At 48.9% G+C, this 20247-nt stretch carries 21 protein-coding genes; 12 read left to right on the forward strand and 9 right to left on the reverse strand.

What is annotated here, in order from left to right; genetic code table 11:
• Window positions 1–37: 37 nt before the first annotated feature.
• The 5 genes from recA (at window position 38) to AC4QZR_RS02250 (ending at window position 4964) form a co-directional block, all read left to right on the forward strand.
• Window positions 38–1081, forward strand: coding sequence for a recombinase RecA (gene recA / locus AC4QZR_RS02230; RefSeq protein ID WP_116541516.1), 1044 nt, complete (start codon window positions 38–40; stop codon window positions 1079–1081).
• 175 nt (window positions 1082–1256) lie between these two features.
• On the forward strand, window positions 1257–2069 hold the full coding sequence (locus AC4QZR_RS02235; protein WP_494479466.1) for a DUF3108 domain-containing protein: 813 nt from the start codon (window positions 1257–1259) through the stop codon (window positions 2067–2069).
• Window positions 2070–2202: 133 nt separating this feature from the next.
• Window positions 2203–2961: a response regulator transcription factor gene (locus AC4QZR_RS02240; RefSeq protein ID WP_494479467.1), complete on the forward strand. Its 759-nt coding sequence runs from the start codon at window positions 2203–2205 to the stop codon at window positions 2959–2961.
• Window positions 2962–2964: 3 nt separating this feature from the next.
• The gene (locus AC4QZR_RS02245) at window positions 2965–4008 is read left to right on the forward strand and encodes a sensor histidine kinase (protein ID WP_494479468.1); all 1044 of its coding nucleotides are present in this window, start codon (window positions 2965–2967) and stop codon (window positions 4006–4008) included.
• 242 nt (window positions 4009–4250) lie between these two features.
• Window positions 4251–4964, forward strand: a complete 714-nt coding sequence (locus tag AC4QZR_RS02250) for an RluA family pseudouridine synthase (protein ID WP_494479469.1) — start codon at window positions 4251–4253, stop codon at window positions 4962–4964.
• Window positions 4965–5144: 180 nt separating this feature from the next.
• Here the strand turns inward: AC4QZR_RS02250 and AC4QZR_RS02255 are convergent, their stop codons facing one another.
• A complete protein-coding gene (locus tag AC4QZR_RS02255) occupies window positions 5145–6125 on the reverse strand; it encodes an NAD(P)H-quinone oxidoreductase (protein WP_494479470.1) in 981 nt (326 codons plus the stop codon).
• 197 nt (window positions 6126–6322) lie between these two features.
• Here AC4QZR_RS02255 and AC4QZR_RS02260 point away from each other — a divergent pair, with 197 nt between their 5' ends.
• The 7 genes from AC4QZR_RS02260 to tsf all read left to right on the forward strand — a co-directional run bounded on the left by AC4QZR_RS02260 (window position 6323) and on the right by tsf (window position 12608).
• Window positions 6323–6688, forward strand: coding sequence for a BlaI/MecI/CopY family transcriptional regulator (locus AC4QZR_RS02260; RefSeq protein ID WP_494479471.1), 366 nt, complete (start codon window positions 6323–6325; stop codon window positions 6686–6688).
• Between the two features lies 1 nt (window position 6689).
• On the forward strand, window positions 6690–8795 hold the full coding sequence (locus AC4QZR_RS02265; RefSeq protein WP_494479472.1) for a M56 family metallopeptidase: 2106 nt from the start codon (window positions 6690–6692) through the stop codon (window positions 8793–8795).
• A 32-nt stretch (window positions 8796–8827) separates the two neighbouring features.
• A complete protein-coding gene (locus tag AC4QZR_RS02270) occupies window positions 8828–9625 on the forward strand; it encodes a TlpA family protein disulfide reductase (protein ID WP_494479473.1) in 798 nt (265 codons plus the stop codon).
• Between the two features lie 295 nt (window positions 9626–9920).
• Window positions 9921–10370: a 50S ribosomal protein L13 gene (gene rplM / locus AC4QZR_RS02275; protein ID WP_494479474.1), complete on the forward strand. Its 450-nt coding sequence runs from the start codon at window positions 9921–9923 to the stop codon at window positions 10368–10370.
• A gap of 6 nt (window positions 10371–10376) precedes the next feature.
• Window positions 10377–10763 carry a 30S ribosomal protein S9 gene (rpsI, locus tag AC4QZR_RS02280; RefSeq protein ID WP_116541526.1) on the forward strand — a complete coding sequence of 129 codons (387 nt, stop codon included), beginning with the start codon at window positions 10377–10379 and terminating at the stop codon, window positions 10761–10763.
• Between the two features lie 21 nt (window positions 10764–10784).
• Window positions 10785–11552, forward strand: coding sequence for a 30S ribosomal protein S2 (gene rpsB / locus AC4QZR_RS02285; protein WP_188501590.1), 768 nt, complete (start codon window positions 10785–10787; stop codon window positions 11550–11552).
• A 222-nt stretch (window positions 11553–11774) separates the two neighbouring features.
• Entirely contained in the window at window positions 11775–12608 is an 834-nt protein-coding gene (gene tsf, locus AC4QZR_RS02290) for a translation elongation factor Ts (RefSeq protein ID WP_494479475.1), read from the forward strand.
• Between the two features lie 100 nt (window positions 12609–12708).
• On the opposite strand, the gene AC4QZR_RS02295 is transcribed toward tsf, so the two are convergent.
• From AC4QZR_RS02295 to amaB, 8 genes are all read right to left on the reverse strand, one after another.
• Window positions 12709–13026 carry a hypothetical protein gene (locus tag AC4QZR_RS02295; protein ID WP_494479476.1) on the reverse strand — a complete coding sequence of 106 codons (318 nt, stop codon included), beginning with the start codon at window positions 13024–13026 and terminating at the stop codon, window positions 12709–12711.
• A 104-nt stretch (window positions 13027–13130) separates the two neighbouring features.
• Window positions 13131–13373, reverse strand: a complete 243-nt coding sequence (locus tag AC4QZR_RS02300) for a hypothetical protein (RefSeq protein WP_494479477.1) — start codon at window positions 13371–13373, stop codon at window positions 13131–13133.
• A gap of 64 nt (window positions 13374–13437) precedes the next feature.
• Entirely contained in the window at window positions 13438–15258 is a 1821-nt protein-coding gene (locus AC4QZR_RS02305) for a MutS-related protein (protein WP_494479478.1), read from the reverse strand.
• A 31-nt stretch (window positions 15259–15289) separates the two neighbouring features.
• Window positions 15290–15715 (reverse strand): RidA family protein, encoded by a 426-nt coding sequence (locus AC4QZR_RS02310; protein ID WP_494479479.1) that lies wholly within the window; start codon window positions 15713–15715, stop codon window positions 15290–15292.
• A gap of 158 nt (window positions 15716–15873) precedes the next feature.
• Window positions 15874–16992, reverse strand: a complete 1119-nt coding sequence (locus tag AC4QZR_RS02315; protein WP_494479480.1) for a DUF4097 family beta strand repeat-containing protein — start codon at window positions 16990–16992, stop codon at window positions 15874–15876.
• Window positions 16973–17638: a hypothetical protein gene (locus AC4QZR_RS02320; RefSeq protein ID WP_494479481.1), complete on the reverse strand. Its 666-nt coding sequence runs from the start codon at window positions 17636–17638 to the stop codon at window positions 16973–16975. The genes AC4QZR_RS02315 and AC4QZR_RS02320 overlap by 20 nt, the downstream gene beginning before the upstream one ends.
• A gap of 27 nt (window positions 17639–17665) precedes the next feature.
• On the reverse strand, window positions 17666–18223 hold the full coding sequence (locus AC4QZR_RS02325; RefSeq protein WP_494479482.1) for an RNA polymerase sigma factor: 558 nt from the start codon (window positions 18221–18223) through the stop codon (window positions 17666–17668).
• A 352-nt stretch (window positions 18224–18575) separates the two neighbouring features.
• A complete protein-coding gene (gene amaB / locus AC4QZR_RS02330; protein ID WP_494479483.1) occupies window positions 18576–20153 on the reverse strand; it encodes an L-piperidine-6-carboxylate dehydrogenase in 1578 nt (525 codons plus the stop codon).
• Between the last annotated feature and the right edge of the window lie 94 nt (window positions 20154–20247).

The following is a 20247-nucleotide window of genomic DNA, read 5'->3' on the forward strand; positions in this document are numbered from 1 at the left end:
ATTTCACATCAATATAAAGCTATTTAATTAAACACACATGAGCGTAAGCAACGAAAAACTAAAAGCCCTGCAGCTGACGATAGACAAGCTTGACAAGACTTACGGTAAAGGTACTGTAATGAAGTTGAGCGACAACAAAGTGGAAGACATTCCGGCTATCTCTACCGGCTCGCTTGGACTTGACATTGCTTTAGGAATTGGCGGTTTGCCGCGCGGCCGTGTCATCGAAATCTACGGTCCTGAATCGTCTGGTAAAACTACGCTTACCATGCATGCTATTGCAGAGGCGCAGCGCGCCGGTGGCCTGGCCGCCTTTATCGACGCAGAGCACGCATTTGACAAGGCATATGCCGAAAAACTTGGAATAGACACGGAGAACCTCCTGATCTCGCAGCCTGACAACGGTGAGCAGGCCCTGGAGATTGCCGATCACCTGATCCGCTCCGGCGCGATCGATATTATTGTAATTGACTCTGTGGCCGCATTGGTACCGAAAGGCGAACTGGAAGGCGACATGGGTGACAGCAAAATGGGTCTTCAGGCTCGTTTAATGTCGCAGGCATTGCGTAAGCTGACCGGTACGATCAACAAAACCGGCTGCTGCTGTATCTTCATCAACCAACTTCGTGAGAAGATCGGTGTGATGTTCGGTAACCCGGAAACTACTACAGGTGGTAACGCTTTGAAGTTCTATGCCTCTGTGCGTCTGGACATCCGTCGTATTGGCCAGATCAAAGAGTCTGCTGACAATATTACAGGTAACCGTACCCGCGTGAAGGTGGTAAAAAACAAAGTAGCGCCTCCGTTCAAAGTAGTTGAGTTCGACATTATGTATGGCGAAGGCATCTCTAAAGTAGGTGAGATTCTGGACCTGGGCGTTGAGCTGGGTGTGGTGCAGAAATCTGGTTCATGGTTCTCTTACAACGGCGACAAGCTGGGTCAGGGCCGTGATGGCGTGAAGCAGATCCTGCTTGACAACCCGGAATTGCAGGAGGAGATCGAAGCTAAGATCAGAGCAATTGTGAAAGGCGAGCCTGAGAAGGTGGCCGCAGCATTGGAAGATCTGAGCGGCGCGGAATGAACATTATTTCCAACTAACAAATAATCAAAAAGGTGCTACACTGTGTAGCACCTTTTTGCATTTTAAGTTGTTGGTAGTGTGAAGACAACTTATTATCTTTAGAGTAAGGACCCGCAGTTGGTATAATAGTTGATATTGGAGATACTATAAAAACACTGTAAGTCTGAAACTGTTTATGAAGAAGATTTTTCCAGCGATAATATTAGCCATTATGGTGCTCTCTGGCTTTGCAGCCAAGGAGTCACTTCGCACTATCCCTAACGAAAGCTTTAGTGCAGGCGAACTGCTTAAATATAAAGTACACTACGGCCCGATAACGGCAGCCGAAGCTGTAATCGATATCGCACCTAACCTGCACCGCGTCAACGACAGACCGACCTATAAAGCCACCGTGTACGGCAAGACGAGCAGTTCATTCGACCTGTTCATTAAGATTCGTAATACTTACCAGTCTTACATTGATACAGCTGCCATTCTACCGCACCGCTCTTTCCGCAACATTGAGGAAGGCAGCTACCGTAAGCGCGAAACCGTGGACTTTAACCACTTCACAAACACAGCTAAGGTAGAATCAAAGAAAAAGAACAGAGACAAAAGGCAAAGTAGCCATAAGATCCCTTCTGGCGCGCAGGATATTGTGAGCGGGTTTTATTACCTGCGCACCCTAGATTACGACCGTTATAAGCCCGGTGACAAGTTTACGGTCAAAGGATTCTTCGATGAGGAGGCATTCGACATGGTAGTCACCTACCAGGGCCGCGAAACGATCAGCACCAAGGCCGGTTCTTTTAGAGCGATCAAACTGGTGCCACGTATGCCAAAAAACAAGTTGTTTAATGGTGAGGATGCCATTACCGTATACCTGTCAGATGACAAAAACAAGATACCGGTACTGATCTCCGCTAATATGTTTGTGGGATCTGTAAAAGTTGACCTTTACGAACACCGGAATCTGAAGCATAAACCTGCCCTTGTGGCACAGAAATAAGAGAATAAGCCAGCTTAGACAGCTGGTTTTTCTTTTGCCAAAAAGCCAATGTTAAGAAAATATTATGATTTGACCGCCAGCTGCTTCTATACCTTCCGGAATGGTATCTTTGTATTGAAATGGAGTGCACTGAATGGCTTCCGACAATAGTTATACCGACCTGTTAGTAAAGGCGGAAAAACCTAATCCTAAAAACGTGCTGACACCGAACCAAGCCCATTATAAAATACTGGTAGTTGACGATGACCCGGATATCGTAGAGCTGCTGCAATATAACTTGGCCCGCGAAGGCTACGACGTCGCCCAAGCCGACAACGGCAAAAAAGCGATAGAGGTAGCGAATACTTTTAAGCCTGACGTGATCCTGATGGATGTGATGATGCCGGTACTGGACGGGATAGCCGCCTGCCGCCAACTGCGCGAAGAGCAGGATTTCCGTCATACACACATCATTTTTCTCACCGCCCGATCAGAGGAATTTTCCGAAGTAGCCGCTTTCGACGCCGGTGCTGATGATTTTATCACAAAACCTATAAAGCCACGTGCCCTGCTCAGCCGCCTGGCAGCCTACGCCCGCCGCGATGCGCAGCAGGAAGAACAAGAGCAGGTGATCGAGATAGGTGGTTTGAGGATAGACCGCACCAGTTTTGCCGTGTACAAAGGCGAAGAGAAGATCACGCTCCCGAAAAAAGAATTTGAATTACTGGCCTTTCTGGCAGCTACTCCAAATAAAGTATTTACACGCGAAGAGCTGCTCAACAACGTGTGGGGAAGTGACGTGTATGTGATCGCACGCACCGTGGATGTACACATCAGGAAAGTGCGTGAGAAGATAGGCGAAGACAAGATCAGGACCATCAAGGGTGTTGGCTATAAGTTTAACACCGACTAAAACATGAATTTAAACTCCCGTACGCTTGCCCTTTTAATATCCCTGGCAGTGGCCCTTGTGCTCACTGCCTTTTTGGCTTTAGCCAGCTACTTTTCCTCACGGGGTTTAATGGCGGCGCTTGTACTGGTTTTCATCTGCTGTTTCCTGCTGATCTATTTTTCGTACGAGGCGCTTGTATTCCGTGAAATCAAAAACTTGTACTCCAGCCTGGAGAAAATAAAGAAGCAGGAATACCGCAAAGCAGAGGGCCGCTCTCTGTTTACGGCCGACCCGCTCCGGAAAATAAAAGACGACATCTTCCTTATTGCCGAGCGTAAGCAGCAAGAGATTGACGAACTCCGGCACTTGCAGGTGATGCGACGCGAATTTCTGGCCGACGTATCGCACGAGCTCAAGACCCCGATCTTCGCCGCGCAGGGCTTCATCCATACCCTGCTAGACGGCGCCGTGGACGACCCTAATGTGCGTGACAAGTTTTTACAGAAAGCGGCCAACAGCCTCGACGGACTCGATACTTTGGTGCAGGACCTGATCAGCATCTCGCAGTTCGAGAAGGGCGTTGTAAGGATGGAGAAGCAGGACTTTGACGCTGTGCAGCTGGTGCGGGAAGTCTTTGAGCAGCTGGAGCAAAAAGCAAACAAAAGCCAGACGAAACTGCATCTGTTGGATGTGAACCCCGGCGAGAAAGTAATGATCTATGCCGACCCTAATCGTATTCGTCAGGTATTCATCAACCTGGTGGACAATGCCATTAAATACGGTCATGAAGGGGGCAATATCTGGGTTTCGTTTACGGAAGGGCGCAAGCGCTTTACCATTACCGTGAAAGACGATGGCCCGGGTATAGCCCAGGAGCACATCAACCGCATATTCGAGCGCTTCTACCGCATCGACAAGAGCCGCTCCCGCGACAAAGGCGGCTCCGGCCTCGGCCTGGCCATTTCCAAGCACATCATCGAAGCCCACCGCTCCTTCATCGCCGTCAAAAGCGAGCTCGACAAGGGCACTACGCTCCGATTCAAACTGCTCAAGGCGAAGGTTAATTGAATTGTTAAATTGTTGATGGTTGAATTGTTGTGATCCCAAAACGATTTAGGGGTATAACTTTGGATGATGTGCTTGATTAAATAGAAAAGCGGAGGCTGTACCTTATCAATCTTCAGACAATTAACAATTTAGCCATTTAGCAATTCAACAATTTAACCCTCAACCATCCAACCATAATTATAAGTATCTTTGCGGGCCGTGCGGTTAAGGTATAGCTGCGCGCATTAACGATACAGTACAGCATGAAATACCCGGTTTTTAAAGACCTGATCATATTTGAGAACGAGGACTTCCTGGTGGTGAACAAGCCGCCTTATCTGGCCACACTCGAAGACCGCACTCCGAACACCACCAACCTGCTTAAGCTGGCAAAACAGCACGATCCGAATCTGCAGGCCTGCCACCGACTCGACAAAGACACATCGGGCTGCCTGGTGTTTGCCAAAAATCCCGAGGCTTACCGACACGTGTCAATGCAGTTTGAGCACCGCGAGGTATACAAGGTATACCATGCCGTAGCCTGGGGCGTACACAAATTTGAAGACCAGTTGGTGAACCGTTCAATACTAGCAGGTGCCAAAGGTGTAGCTAAACTCACGCCGCAGGGCAAACCCGCCGAAACATACTTCACTACGCTGGAAAGCTACAGTCGCCATACCTTGCTGGAATGTATGCCGGTAACTGGTCGCCTACACCAGATTCGTGTGCACCTGGCTTTTTTGGGAGCTCCAATTGTGGGGGATAAATTATACGGTGGCGAGGACCTATACCTGAGCACCCTGAAACGCAAGTTTAACCTGAAGCAGCAGACCGAGGAACAGCCGCTAATCAAACGCTTTGCGCTGCACTCGCACGCTATCGGTTTCAGGCTGATGAACGAAGAGCCGATCAAGATTGAGGCGCCTTACCCAAAGGACATGGCCGTACTGATCAAGCAACTTCGGCAGTATAGTTAGTTTTAACAATAGACCATTTTATTTTTGACAAAGGATTATGTGACAAAGGACAAAAGACGCTGGGCGAACCTTCATCTTTTGTCCTTTTATTTTTTTCGGATTTTGAAATCAAAGAATGGTTTCGGCAATTTTTCCAACTTCACTCCAATTCTACCCTTTATCAAAAAGTCTTTTGTCAAGCTAATTTACACGCAGCACAATCTTCCCGATGTTCTTGTTGGCCTCCATGTAGCGGTGCGCCTCGGCCGCGTCTGCCCAATCAAATACAGAATCTACTACCGGTTTAATCGTGCCGTTCGTGAACAAAGGTATAGCAAAAGCAGCCATGTCTTGTGTGAGTTTGATCTGGTAGTCGCGGGTACGGGAACGCAGCGTAGAGCCAATCACCTGCAGGCGCTTGGTCAGGATCTTTCGAAGATCAAACTCTTCTACTTTGCCACCGCCCAGGCTCGCCAGCAGTACCATTCTGCCATCCAGGCGCAGACATTCGATATTTTGCCTGAAGTAGGGTCCCGCGATAAAGTCCACGATCACGTCAACTCCTTCTGAGTGGGTATAGGCGAGCACTTCTTCTTCGAACGGCACCTCTTTGTAGTTGATGGCTTTATGCGCTCCCAGGTCCAGACAGGCCTGCAGTTTCTTTTCGGAGGCTGTCACGAGCACTTCGGCGTTTAGGGCGCGTGCCAGTTGTATACCTGCCGTACCTACCCCACTTGCGCCAGCATGAATAAGCACCCGTTCGCCAGCCTGCAGTTTGCCCAGCCATGAGATGCCTTGCCAGGCCGTGAGGAAGACTTCAGGTATAGCAGCGGCTTCTTCCATGCTCAGGTTTTCAGGTATAGCCATGGCCATTTCTTCGTGTATCACGGCGTACTCAGCATAACCTCCGCCCGGCAGCAACCCCATAATCTTGTCGCCTTTCTTGAAACGGGTGCAGCTTATACCTGCCTCCACCACCTCCCCCGCTATTTCGAGGCCCAACAGCGGACTTTCTCCCTTCGGAGGCGGGTACTTACCCTGGCGCTGCATGGTGTCGGCACGGTTGAGCGCAGTGGCGTGTACGCGCACCAGCAATTCGTAAGGTTTAGGCAACGGCTGTTCGTATTCGCCCAGTTCCAGTTGCTCTGGCCCGCCGGGTTGCTTTACAAGTATGGCTTTCATATCAGATGATGGTGTGGTTGTGGCTATACCTTAAGACGCCAGCTAAAATTAGATGTTTCCGCTCTTCTATCAAAACCGCTTCCATTGGTTCCAAACAAGTTTTCTATACCTAACTGAAATAAATTCTGAAAGAATTATACCAATTCATTTGACCTTATTACGAAACTTTCGTAACTATACGAAAACATCGTAGAACTATGGAGAAGCTGACACAACAAGAAGAGGAAGCTATGCAGGCGATTTGGTCGCTGGACGGCGGTTTCATCAAAGAATTCCTGGAAAAGCTGGAAGAGCCCAAGCCGCCCTATACCACGCTGGCCTCTACGGTGAAGAACCTGGAGAAGAAAGGCTTTTTGGAGAGCGAGAAATTTGGCAACACCTACCGCTATACCCCGGCCATTAAAGAAGAAGACTACAAGAAACGTTTCATGAAGGGCTTTGTCGGCGATTACTTCAAGAGTTCTTACAAAGAACTGGTGGCCTTTTTTGCCAAGGAAAAGCAGATCAGTGCGGAGGAGTTGAAGGAGATTATTGACATGATCGAGAACAAAAAAACGAAATGATATGCCAGCCCTGTTCCTATACCTGCTGAAAGCGAACATAGCCCTGGTACTGTTTTACCTGGTTTACCACCTGGTACTGCGCAAACTCACGTTCTACCACCTCAACCGGCTTTTCCTGGTGTTCGGCATCGTGTTCTCTGCAGTTTATCCTTTGATAGATCTGACCGAGTTATTTAGCCGGCACGAAGAGCTGGCCGCCATGCAAACTTATGCCGTGGTGTTGCCTGCGTGGTCACCAACCCCTATACCTGAACAGGCCGCATTCGACTACTGGCTTATACCTGTTGCCCTGTTCTGGCTCGGCTGCGGACTAATGCTGATTCGGTTAGCCGTGCAATTCATCTCGCTTTACCGGATACACCGCGCCTCGGTGCCCGCCTCTTACCAAGGGGTGAAATTTCGGAAGGTGCCAGGTATAAGCGAAGCCTTTTCGTTCTGGAAAACCATCTACCTGAACCCAACGCAGCACCAATCGCCTGAGCTGGAGTCTATTTTAAGACACGAGCAGATACACGTGAACGGGTGGCATACCCTGGATGTGCTGCTGGCTGAGCTGAGCACTGTGTTTTACTGGTTCAACCCGGGGGTGTGGCTGATGAAGCAGGCCATGAAAGAAAACCTTGAATTTATAGCCGACCAGCATGTTGTAAATGCTGGCGTCGATCGAGTAGCTTACCAATACCTCTTACTGAAAGTTGTGGGCGCCACACAACCTCAGATTGCCAATCAGTTTAATTTTCCATCACTTAAACGACGAATTGCCATGATGAACAAAATGCCCACAAATAAAGCAAACCGGCTCAGATTGCTGGTCGTGCTGCCCCTCATAATGGTGCTGCTTGTTGCCTTCCAGAGCGCCTCGCAGGATGATATGACCACTATGACGGAAGCCATATTCCCGGATGAAGCAATACAGGCTCCTTCTGACCCGACTGACGAATACGCTGCTTTCTATGCCCGCAATCCCGATGTAAACCGAATATCCTGGAGATCGAACAAGAAAATAGTAGTTGCGCTCAAGTCTGGTGCTGAAGAGGTCTATACCTTTGGTGACAAGCAAAGCATGGCTTCGGCCGAGCTGAAGTATGGCGAAATGCCAAGCGCACCACCCATTGCCAGAAGGGACAATCCGGAGCAGGGTACCCAAAAACGCGACATCGAAAAGCTTATAAATCAGCTCAAGCAAAACCGTGCGATAAAGAGTGTGCAGGCTAAAAAAGTAGACGGTAGAGATGCTATAGTGGTCGCCTTGAAAGGTGGCGGCACGGAGGTATACATTGTATCAGATGCAGGCAGTCTGGCTGAGTTAGAGCGCAAGTACGTGCAGCCGGAGTTACCGCCTCCACCACCGCCAGCACCGGCTGCCCCGGATGCGCCACCAGCTCCACCAGCACCGGATAAATCCGAAATGATAGCTGGTATGCCAGCAGCTCTGTATTATATTGACGGAGTAAAGGCTAGCCGGGAAGCCGTACAAAAGCTTGACCCAAAGACTATCCATAGTCTGAATGTGATCAAAGGTAAATCCGCAGTAGAGATATTCGGCAAGGAAGCTGCACAAGGTGTTATTTCGGTTGTAACTGAAAGGAACAAAGATTCCCGTCAGGTGCAGGAGTTCAACAAAAAACTTCCAACGCCTCCTGCACCGCCAGCTCCGGGAACACCGCCACCGCCCCCTGCGCCTGGCAAAGAAGCAATACCACCCGTACCTCCGGCACCATCAAGGGAGCAACTTCCTCCACCTCCGCCTCCGACCAGGTATGAAGGCCCGGCTATACCTAAAGTTGGAGGAACCCGGCTGGTTGAAACAGAAGAGTATGTAGCATACTTTCTTTGGCCAGAAGAAATTACAAAGCGTGAACTTGAAGTAGCACAGCAGGCATTTTTAGGCAGTGGTTTCGAACTGAACTTTAACGAAAAATATGAAGGTGGGAAGATCAGCAGCCTGAAAATCGAGATTGCTTCCAGAAACAACAATTCTCGCGCAAGCGCAGCTTATAATGCGGAGGCTTTAAAAAGCATTCTGGATGCAGACAACATTGTGATAGTGCAGGGCAACAAGAAGACCGGCGAGGTAAGGATCGCCACCACGCTCGCACCGAGATAAGAGTCATTGTGTACAACTAAAAGAGACCTTATATGAAGCTTAAGTTGCTAACTCTGCTGTTTTTGGGATTTGTTGGTCTAGCGCAGGCGCAAGAAAACAAAGCGATAAAAAAGCCACAAAGAGTCTATATCTTAAATGACAGCAGGATTGTCACAGAGAACGAGATAAATGAAATCGCCAAAAGCGGATACGTGAAAAATGTAGTGTCTGGCGCTACTGACGAGGAAAGGCAAAGCTATCAGGCGAAATTTGGCGATGTGATTGGGGATAATTTCATAGCCAGAATCTATACCTTGACAGATGAGGAAAAAAAGGAAAAGGCAAAAAATGGCGCCCTGATTAAAGTTGCTAAGTCTGCTGCACCCAAAGAATCACCTAATAATGCTTCTGCTTTAAAAGTCGGCGACATGGCGAGGGACTTTCAAGTAGAGTTGGTCGACGGAACTCACGTGAAGCTATCGGATCTGAAAGGCAAGGTGGTACTGCTCAATTTCTGGGCCACCTGGTGCCAACCCTGCATCATGGAGTTTCATGAATTACCTGAAGCCATTTTGCAGAAATACAAGATAAAGGATTTCGTGTTCTTGCCAATCTCAAGAGGTGAACCCAAGGAAAGGGTGCAGAAAACGTTGGCTAAGCTCAGGGAAAAAGGTATAGACATCAATTCTGGTCTAGACCCACAAGAAGACATCTGGAAACTTTATGAAGAAGGAGGCTTGCCCTTGAATTTCATTCTTGATAAAGAAGGCGTAGTAAAATATGTGTCCATGGGTTACGGCGAACCGAAACTCAAGGAAATGGCTGCTCTGTTAGACACGCTGCTGGAATAAAATCCTAATGCAGTCACAGTTGGGTAGGTTCTGCTATACTGCGTTACATCAAACCTGCATACACTTCGCAATGGGCTGCAACTCCTAGTAGCTTCGACTTGGATAATAGACTCGCTTACAGGCAGCGACGCAACTTTGTGTCGCTGCCTTTCTTTTTTCAGTATCCCCCTGTATTCCAGCATATTTCTACACCAAGTATTGCATATCAAATAAAGAGTTCCTATCTTTGTGACCATTTTTCAAGAACCCTCGAGAAGAAATTAATTGTTAAATAAATCGCTTACAACCACCAAAAATGGATCATTTAAGTTATAAGACCCTTACTGTCAATAAGAAGACAGCCAACAAAGGCTGGGTGATTATTGATGCAGGGCAAGGAAGCTTGGGTCGCGTGGCGTCTGAAATCGCCAAGATCCTGAAAGGCAAGAACAAGCCTTCGTACACGCCAAACGCTGACTGCGGCGACAACGTAATCGTTATCAATGCTGATGACACGCGTTTCACTGGTCGCAAGTGGGATCAGAAGTACTACCTGTCGCACACTGGTTACCCAGGTGGTCAGCGCAAGACTTCTCCACGTGAGCTTAAGGCTAAATCATCAACGCTGCTCGTTGAGCACGCTGTTCGTGGCATGTTGCCTAAGGGCCCACTAGGCCGCGAGCTATTCAGAAATCTTCATGTTTTTGCAGGAAGTGAGCATCCTTTCGGAGCTCAGCAGCCTAAAGAATTAACCCTCAACATCTAATAATTAATGGAAGTTATCAATACATCTGGTAGAAGAAAAACCTCGGTGGCTCGTATCTACATGACGGCCGGGCAAGGGAATATCACTATTAACGGTAAAGATATCAAGGCGTACTTCCCTGACGAAGTACTGCAAACTATTGTGAATCAGCCGTTTCAAACCTTAGAACTAATTGGCAAGTACGATGTTACTGCTAATCTAAAAGGTGGTGGTGTAAGCGGCCAGGCTGAAGCACTTAGACTTGCTATATCTAAAGCACTGGTAGTAGAAAACGCCGAGACAAAATCTGCACTCCGCAAAGAAGGATTCGTAACCAGAGATCCTCGTATGGTGGAGCGTAAGAAGTTCGGTAAGCGCAAAGCGCGTCGTTCATTCCAGTTCAGTAAACGTTAATATTAAAGGTGTATCAACAACATGGCAAGTACTAATTATAAAGAATTACTTGAGGCAGGTGTTCACTTCGGTCACCTTACCCGCAAGTGGGATCCGAAAATGGCTCCATACATCTTCATGGAGAAGAACGGAATCCACATCATTGACCTGAACAAGACACTGGTTGCCCTTGAGGAAGCTTCTTCGGCTATCAAGAACATCGCCAAGTCTGGTCGTAAAATCCTTTTCGTAGCTACAAAAAAGCAGGCGCAGGACATCGTTGCAGAAGAAGCACGTCGTCTGAAAATGCCTTACGTAACCGACCGTTGGTTGGGTGGTATGCTGACGAACTTCGCCACTGTGCGCAAGTCACTTAAGAAAATGTCTACGATCGACAAGATGGTAAAAGACAACACGGCTTATGCAGCAATTGCAAAGCGTGAGCGTCTGATGCTTTCTCGTGAGCGTGAGAAACTGGAGCGTGTTCTCGGCGGTATCGCTGATCTGTCTCGCCTGCCAGCTGCTCTGTTCATCGTGGACGTGAAGCGTGAGCACATTGCCGTAAAGGAAGCACACAAGTTGAACCTGCCTGTATTCGCAGTTTGCGATACAAACTCTAACCCAGAGACGGTTGACTTCCCAATTCCAGCAAACGACGATGCTTCTAAGTCTATCGCTCTTATCGTTTCTGTGATCGGTAAGGCCATTGAAGAAGGTCTGTCTGAGCGCAAAGTAGACAAAGAAGAGACTGAGCGTAAGCGTTCTGAAGAAGAAGGCATCAAAGCCAAGCAGGAAGCTGACGAGCAATAATCTCGCATGCATATAGCATAATCAATAAACTGAACATTGGGCTCATAAGCTTCAATGTTCAGTTTGTTTTAGGGCAAATCGGAAGGAAACGCTTCTTTGACAAGAGAAATTCTGACAAAAGATAAGGGGCTAGAGCACTACTTTCCCGTTCTATACCTTCCTGCAATGCTCCTTTCAAACTGAGTACAACATTTATAATTCTTAATTCTTAATTATAAAAAGATGGCTATTACAGCACAAGACGTTAACAGACTTCGCCAGGAAACTGGTGCAGGTATGATGGATTGCAAAAAAGCACTTACAGAAGCCAACGGTGACTTCGAAGCTGCTAAAGATATTCTGCGTAAGCAAGGCCAGAAGATTGCCAGCAAGCGTGCTGACAATGCTACTTCTGAAGGTATCGTATTGACAAACGTGAGCGCTGACGGTTCAACTGGTCGCGTAGTGGCATTGGCTTGCGAAACTGAGCCAGTATCTAAGGTTGAAGACTTCAAGAACCTGGCTAACACTGTTCTGGAGGCTGCTGTTTCTACTAACGCTTCTTCTAAAGAAGAATTGCTGGCTGCTGCTCAGGCTGACGGTCGCTCACTGCAGGACCACATCACGGACCTGATGGGTAAAATCGGTGAGAAAATCGACGTGGTTTCTTACGAAACTGTGAAGGCTGAGAAAGTGGTAGCTTACAACCACTCTAACGGTAAGTTGGGTGTATTAGTAGGTATGAACAACACCAGCGGTACGGATGTGACTGAAGTTGGCAAGGACATCGCGATGCAGATCGCTGCCATGAAGCCAATCGCGCTTGACAAAGACGGCGTTGACGCTGCTACAATCGAGCGTGAGATCGAGATCGGCAAAGAGCAGGCGCGCCAGGAAGGCAAGCCAGAGCAAATGCTGGAGAAGATCGCGCAGGGTAAACTGAACAAGTTCTACAAAGAGAGCACTCTTCTGAACCAGGAGTTCGTAAAAGACTCTTCACTTACAATCTCTCAGCTGCTTGAGAAAACAAGCAAAGGTTTGACTGTAACTGAGTTCAAGCGTGTAGCGATCGGTTAATCCGTTTTAGCAACTATATTAAAAAAAAGGCTCTGAGAAATCAGAGCCTTTTTTGTTTGTCTGTACCTGAGGTATAAGCTTTAAAATAGGCTAATCAGCCTTAAAACAGATTCTGCAGGAAAGCCGGTGTGCGGACCAAACCCGTCATCATCATGATCACGACAATGGTTATACCGAAAGCAAAACGGAGGAAATAGCTCCTGAGCGCTGACTGCCCCATTTGCTGCTGCTGGTAAAGTCGTAGGACAACGCCTGCAAGTGTAACGGTCAGGCCTGCATAAAGAAAAATGGAATTGAAAGTATCCCCATAATTCATCACGCCCAGCGAGCGTAGCATATTTGGCCACATCATCAGGGCTAACCCGCCATACATCAGGCACTGGGTCACTAAGGTATTTTGCAGGATAAGTTTTTTCATGAGATAGATGAGGTTAGCTAGTGTATAAGGTATATTCCAAATATAGTTTAAGTAAATATACCTGAATTACAGTCGATTCCAAATAAAAACCAACAGGCTATACCTTAATTATTCCGCCTCACCGTGCTCACAAAAGCATCGCGCATGTCCTGAAAACGGTTGACTACTGCTTCGATAAAGTCCTCATCCAGTAAGGCCATGGCTCCCTCATCTCCAGCTACTTCGGTTTCCTCTATCTTATAAATCTGCTCCAGGTTGGCTTTCTCCAGCTTCAGGATATACTTGTTGTTATAGGAATGCAGCGTGATCTTCACGTGCGGGTTAGGTATGTCTGCTACTACTCTCATGGGTTTATTTGCTTCTTATATGTTTTAATATGCTAACGTAAAATCAGGCGGCAGGTGCACGACTCTAGCCTGCCGCATCGGTCCGCTCCATCTCTATACCCATCAGCTGCATCAGTTTGCTGGCGTTGAAACTTCGGCAGATGCCCCGGTGCAAGGTATAGTCAAAGAGGATCTTGTCACCCTCGATGGTGCTGTTGAAGCTGAAGTTCTCCACACTGCCCGGCAACTCCTGCTCCATGGCGCCTAGCTCCAAGTCGTGCGTCGAGATAAGGCCGGAAGCGTTGCGGCGATGCAGTTGCCGGATCAGGGCCATCGCGCCAGCGTGGCGGTCGCGGGAGTTGGTGCCTTTCAGTATTTCATCTAGCAAGTAGAAGACCGGCTCCTCCCCTTCCGTCATATTCAACAAAATGCGCAGGCGCTTGAGCTCAGCGTAAAAGGAAGAGGTGTTCTCGGCCAGGTTATCGACAGTGCGCATGGCGGTGTATACCTGTGCCGGGGCCACTGTCAGGCGGCGGGCGCACACGGCTGCTCCCATAAAGGCCAGTATCATGTTGATACCTACCGTGCGCAGGAAGGTCGTCTTACCGGACATATTGGAGCCCGTTACCACAATCGTTTTACCGGCTCCCTGCATTTGAAAATCATTAGCAATGCGCTCTACCGAAAAGATAAGCGGGTGCGCCAGCTGCTCGGCATCAAACTCGAAAGGTATAGCGCTCAACTCAGGTATAGCATAATGCGGCTGGGCATACTGGTAAGCCGCCATACTGGAGAGTGCTTCGAAGTCTGCAAGCAGAACAAGGCTGTTCTCTACCTGGTCCAGATGCACTGCTTTCCAGGACTCGATCCGGTAGATCCACACAAAATCCCACATCAGGATAGTGTTCAGGAAAAAACTCATCAATGTGCTGAGTCGCCACGAGAAATAATCGATGATGGTAGCGACTTTGCCGATGGCTGTGGAGGCAGGCGTGTCGGCTTTATAAAGTCCTGTCCTGATCTCCTCCAGAAGCGGTGCTTTAAAGGTATGCGCCTCCAGGTGCCGTAGCTGGTCGGTATAGCTTTGCATGGCCTCGTACATGCCGATGCTCTTTTCGTAGTAATCATCGCGTTGCTTCTGAAACTTAAGTCCCAGGAGGTACTGAATAACCAAAAACGCAACGGCAATGTAACCCGAGTAGCCATAGAACCAGGCCGCAATAGCAGCCAAAGTCAAAACAGGCAACACAAACACCAGTAGCTTCAGCCATGGATGCACTTTGTACAGGTCCTGTGCACGTAGCCAGTCAAAGAACTCCTGTGTGTTTGCCTCGGTGTGCTTGTAATGCATGGGTTTCACGATGGCCTGCTGCAGCCATTCCTGCTGATCGGGCTGTGCCAGTTCTGCTACCGCTTCTTGTCTGCGCAATACTTCCGGGGTGGGTGCGGCCTGCCGGAACCACTGAGCCAGCCGCAGCTTCCCGATACTACTTACAGAACGGTTCATCAGCTGGAAGAGCGAATCGGGACCGAAGATATCCAGGTCGGAGGTATAGGGATGATGATCGTCTTTGAAGGCATTTCCTCCGTCAAAGGAATGGAGCTTGCCCTGCAGCCTATCGATCTCCTGCAGATTGAGTTTGCTGAGTAGCTGCAGCTGCTTATACCTGTAGTCGAGTCGGCTGTGCCAGCGCATCACCAGTATAAAAAGGATGTAAAACCCGACAATGCTGATGATTCCTGCACTGATATTGCCATCTCTGAAAAAGAGCCAGGCTGCAATAGCGCCTGCCACAAACACCACTACCCTTAACCACGACACGGACTTCGATTTGCCGGCTGCTTTCTGTTCCTGTTCCGCATAGGCCGCGGCCCGCTTCTTAAATTCTTCTTCTCTACTGTTCACGTATAGTTGTTCTGTTTGCAGGTATAGGAGGTTAGTCAATCGTGGCGATGCACTTCAACTCAATGGCAATGGGCGTTGGTAGTTTATTGATCTCCACGGTAGTGCGGCAAGGCTGGTTGTCCTTGAAATACTCAGCATAGATGCGGTTGTAGGTAGCAAAGTCGTCCTTCATGTTTGTCAGGTATACGGTTACGTCCACCAGGTTCGCCCAGTTCGATCCGGCGTCCTCCAGTATGTAGCGTACATTTTGAAACACAGAACGGCACTGTTTCTCAATGTCGTACGAGGCAATGTTGCCTGCCTCGTCCAGCTCCACCCCTGGGATCTTTTTGGTGCCACGCTCCCTTGGTCCAACGCCAGACAGGAACAAAAGATTGCCCACACGGCGGGCATGCGGGTATAACCCCACCGGCTCCGGGGCTTTCGATGAATTGAGAAGCTCTTTGTCGTTTGTCATACTCAAATATAAAACATTCTGGCCAGCATTGTGCTTTGAGTTCCTGCTTCTGTAACACTACAACAAAAAAAGCCGACCCTAACCAGGCCGGCTTCTCTTCCCTTAAACAAACTCTATTATTTAACCCGATTCGGGCTAATATGTTTAAAATCAATAGGCTATTTTGTGAACTTCACATCGTTGTACTTGGAAGTGATGCTGAGCGTGCCTTTAGATGAGGCGTTGCCGTACTTGCCTTTATACTCTGCTGAGGTATGGCCTTTCTCCAGAGATGTGAACTTCACCAGGTTGCGGTCCACCTTAAAATCGGCAAACTGAACGTTTACATCAAAGTCAAAGGCCGAATCGCTCTCGAAGTTCAGTTGGATTGGGGTGAAGCCACCATTTACATTGATGGATTTGAAGTTCTTCTGCACGTTATCCACTCTGAATGTGCCGTATTTCACATCAATCTCCAGGGCTTCGGAGAGATTCCCGATCTTGAAGTCGCTGAATTTAGACGAACCGTGCACACCATTGGTTTTACCAAGACTTAATGTAGAATAAGCTAACTCCACATTGCCCTTGTTCAGGAAGCCGATAGTGTTAGAGGAACTGTTACAGAATGAGGCTTTGATGCTGTTGGAAGAGTTAGTCAGATTACCTGCCTTAAACGCACCATAGCGCACATGCAGGTCCACTTTGCCTTTCATGTCGGGCAGATATACGTTGCCAAAGCTGTTCTTCACCACCAGATTATTATCGGCAGGCATGTTCACTGTATAGTTGATCTCAAAGCTCTGATGACCGCTCTTGGAGTTCATAGATCCCATTTCGGTTTTCACAACGATGGTATTGCCACTGCGGTTATCTGTTACGTTGATCTTGTTCAGCATTTCCTGCGCCACTTGCTCTGAGTTGGCGCGACTGATGATGTCGACCTTCACCTGTATTTCACTGCGGTTCCAGGTGTTCACGTGCACGTTACCAAACTTGTTATCGATGTTCAGCACATCCGACTTGCTCACTTTGTAAGTCTTGTCGAAGGTCTTACGTTTTTCCGATTTATAGGTATAGGCCTCTGCTTCCGGCTGATGTGGCACCACAATTACAGGAGGCGCCGGAGGAACTGGAGGAGTGGGCGGTAGTGTCTGCTGCACGACAGGGGTTGGTGGTGCAGGGAGCGTTTGGCTTGGGCAAGGCTCCGGCGCATAGGGCTGTGCTAAGGCCAGCGCGGGAAGTATAACCAAAAGCGTGGCTATGTGGTAGCGCAACGATTTAAATAGTAGTAGTTTCATTGTTCTGTGGTTCAGTAGTATCCTGTTCTTTTATAGCTTCTATTTTCTTGAGCACCTCCAGCTGACGGTTCAGCACGTCGATCCGGATCTGCAGGTTTCGGATCATGGCCGCCATCACCTGGTCGGTATTCGGAGTAGTTTGTAATTGATTCTTGAGTCGGGTATAGCTGCTGTCGAGTCGGGCCAACTCGCTGTCTATCTCGCGTGTTTCGTCCAGACCGAGCACTTTCAGGTCGTACTCGCTTAGCTCTTCGCGTTTGCTGTTGATCTGGCTGGTATAGTATACCTCCACCTCCGCGAGCTCAGGCGCTACTTGGTATACCGATGCCTGTTCTCCTGTTTCGGTAGTAGCGGCAAGGGTATTGGTGGCTGCCGGGTTGTTTTGTTTCACCGTCCAGAGCGTGATGCCACAGGCCAGCAAGAGTACGATGGTGGCGGCCACGCGCATAAACATAAAATCGGCAGTGAAGTTGAGGCGCTCTCCGAAGTTGATGCTGATCACCTTGGCTTCTTTGCGGGGCTTCTCTTGCTGTGCTTTCTGCACTTTCAGCTCGGAACAGATTTCCTGCCACAGTTCCGGTCTGGGCTCGAACACGTCGAAGTCTTCCCGGTTTTCATTCACAAAATCCTTTAACCTATCTTTCATCTTTCTCTTCTTTATCATTATCCACGGCTAGGCCATGGAATGTGTGTCTTTCATAATCTCCAGGAGCTTCTTGCGGGCCCGGCTATACTGCGACTTCGAAGTTGACTCGCTTATACCCAGCACCTCTCCAATTTCGGCATGATCGAGTCCTTCCAGCAGGTATAGGCTGAGCACCACTCTGTAGCCGTCGGGCAGACGCTGTATGGCGCGTCGCACTTGTTCTACCTGCCACTCGGTATCATCGTCGTAGTCCTCGTCTGCAATGTCCCCGGCGATGCGGTCTTCGAGCGGTACCAGTTCCGAACGGCGCTTGCGCACGGCGTTGACCGATGCATTGATCACGATCCGTTTGAGCCAGCTCCCGAATGAAGCTTCTGCTTTGTAAGAATGTAAGTTTTTGAAGGCGCTGATGAAGGCTTCCTGCAGCACGTCTTCGGACTCAGCATAGTCGTTGGTGATGCGCATGCTCACGTTAAACATGGCCTTGGAATACAGTTTGTATAGCTCATACTGGGCACGGTTATCCCCTTCCCTGCAGCGCTGCACGACTTGTGCGTTCACATCCTGAAAAGTGCTTTTTCCCAAAATCGCCTCGTTTATCGTTCCGTTTACCTTGTTAGTCGACTTATTCTCTTACTTCATCTTAATTTCTTTCCTCCCTTCATTCTATCTGCACTAAAGACACAGCTAAATCCGTTGGGTTGCATCAAGTTGCAAAATATTTTTAAATTATCCGCTGCCCACAGCTGCATTACACCGCTTCACTTATTTGTCAGGTATAGCCACAAAAAAAGCCAGCCCCGGATGGAGCTGGCTTTGCCTGAATCGAAATTTATAAGATTTCAAGATGAACAGGATTTCCTCAAACAACGACTCTTCAAAGTTCTCAAATTCTAAATCTGCACAAATTGAGTCCTGAAAATCCTGATGCAAAGAATTAGTCCATGATATCAAACTTGATGCCTTGCGCCAGTGGCAGTTCTCGGCTGTAATTGATGGTATTGGTCTGACGGCGCATGTAAATCCTCCAGGCGTCGGAACCCGACTCACGGCCACCACCAGTGTCTTTCTCACCTCCGAAGGCACCACCAATCTCGGCACCAGATGTACCGATGTTCACGTTGGCTATACCGCAGTCTGAACCCCAATGGGTCAGGAAGGCTTCTGTCTCGAGCAGGTTTGTTGAGAAGATGGAAGAAGATAGCCCTTGCTTCACCCCATTCTGGATGTCGATAGCATTCTCTACGTCACCGCTATACCGGATCAGGTATAGGATGGGTGCAAATGTCTCCTCCTGCACCATGTGGTAATGATTCTCGGCCTCTACGATGGCAGGCGTCACATAGGTACCGGTTGCATATTGTTCGCCTTCCAGCACCTCACCACCGATCAACAGCTTGCCACCTTCGCCCTGTACTTCTTCCAACGCGTTCTGGAAAGCCTTCACGGCATCTTTGTCGATCAGCGGACCAACGAGTGTTGTGTCGCTCAGCGGGTGACCGATCGGCAGGTTCGGGTAGATCTTGAGCAGGCGGTCTCGAACCTGATCGAAAACATTCTCGTGAACAATCAGGCGACGGGTGGAAGTACAGCGCTGTCCGCAGGTACCCACGGCACCGAATACTACGGCACGAAGCGCCATTTCGATATCTGCGTTTTCGGTGATGATGATGGCATTGTTACCTCCCAGTTCCAGCAAAGACTTGCCCAGACGAGCACCAACTGCCTCGCCTACTTTCTTGCCCATGCGGGTAGAGCCTGTAGCTGATACTAGTGGTACGCGGGTGTCATGCGCCATCAGGCTGCCGATCTCAGCATCTCCGATAATTACGTTAAAGATACCTTCTGGCAGCTCGTTTTCAGCGAGCACGTCGCGGATGATGTGCTGACAGGCAACGGCTGTAAGCGGTGTTTTTTCAGATGGTTTCCAGATGGTCACGTCACCGCAAACAGCGGCCAGCATAGCGTTCCAACTCCAAACCGCTACCGGGAAGTTGAAGGCTGAGATCACGCCCACGATGCCCAGCGGATGGTACTGTTCGTACATGCGGTGCTGCGGACGCTCGGAGTGCATGGTATACCCGTGCAACTGGCGCGACAGACCTACTGCAAAGTCGCAGATGTCGATCATTTCCTGCACTTCGCCAAGGCCTTCCTGCAGGATTTTGCCCATTTCGTAGCTCACCAGTTTGCCTAGCGCGTCTTTGTGCTCACGCAGCTTGTTGCTGATCTGCCGCACGATATCGCCGCGTTTTGGGGCCGGTACGGTACGCCATACCTTAAAGGCTTCCTGAGCGGTCTTCACCACTTGCTCGTAGTCGTCGGCGGTGGCCATGTTTACGCTCGCAATCAGGTTACCGTCGGCAGGCGAGTGAATATCGCGGATGGTCTTGTTGTTTTCGCCGCCCCAGTTCAAACCTGTGCTGTAGGCCGGGTTCAGTTCTTTTATACCTAGCTGCTGCAACACATCGGCAATAGCCTTTGTCATGGGCATTTCATCTATGGCTTGTTTCATAATTCTATCTGTTATTCTCGGGTTATGGTGTTTAAACATCTACTGAGCGGCATTTCCTGTACACAGGAGGCTCTGCAGCATGAAGATAGCCTTT

The sequence above is a fragment of the Pontibacter sp. YIM B11418 genome (genome assembly GCF_059278805.1).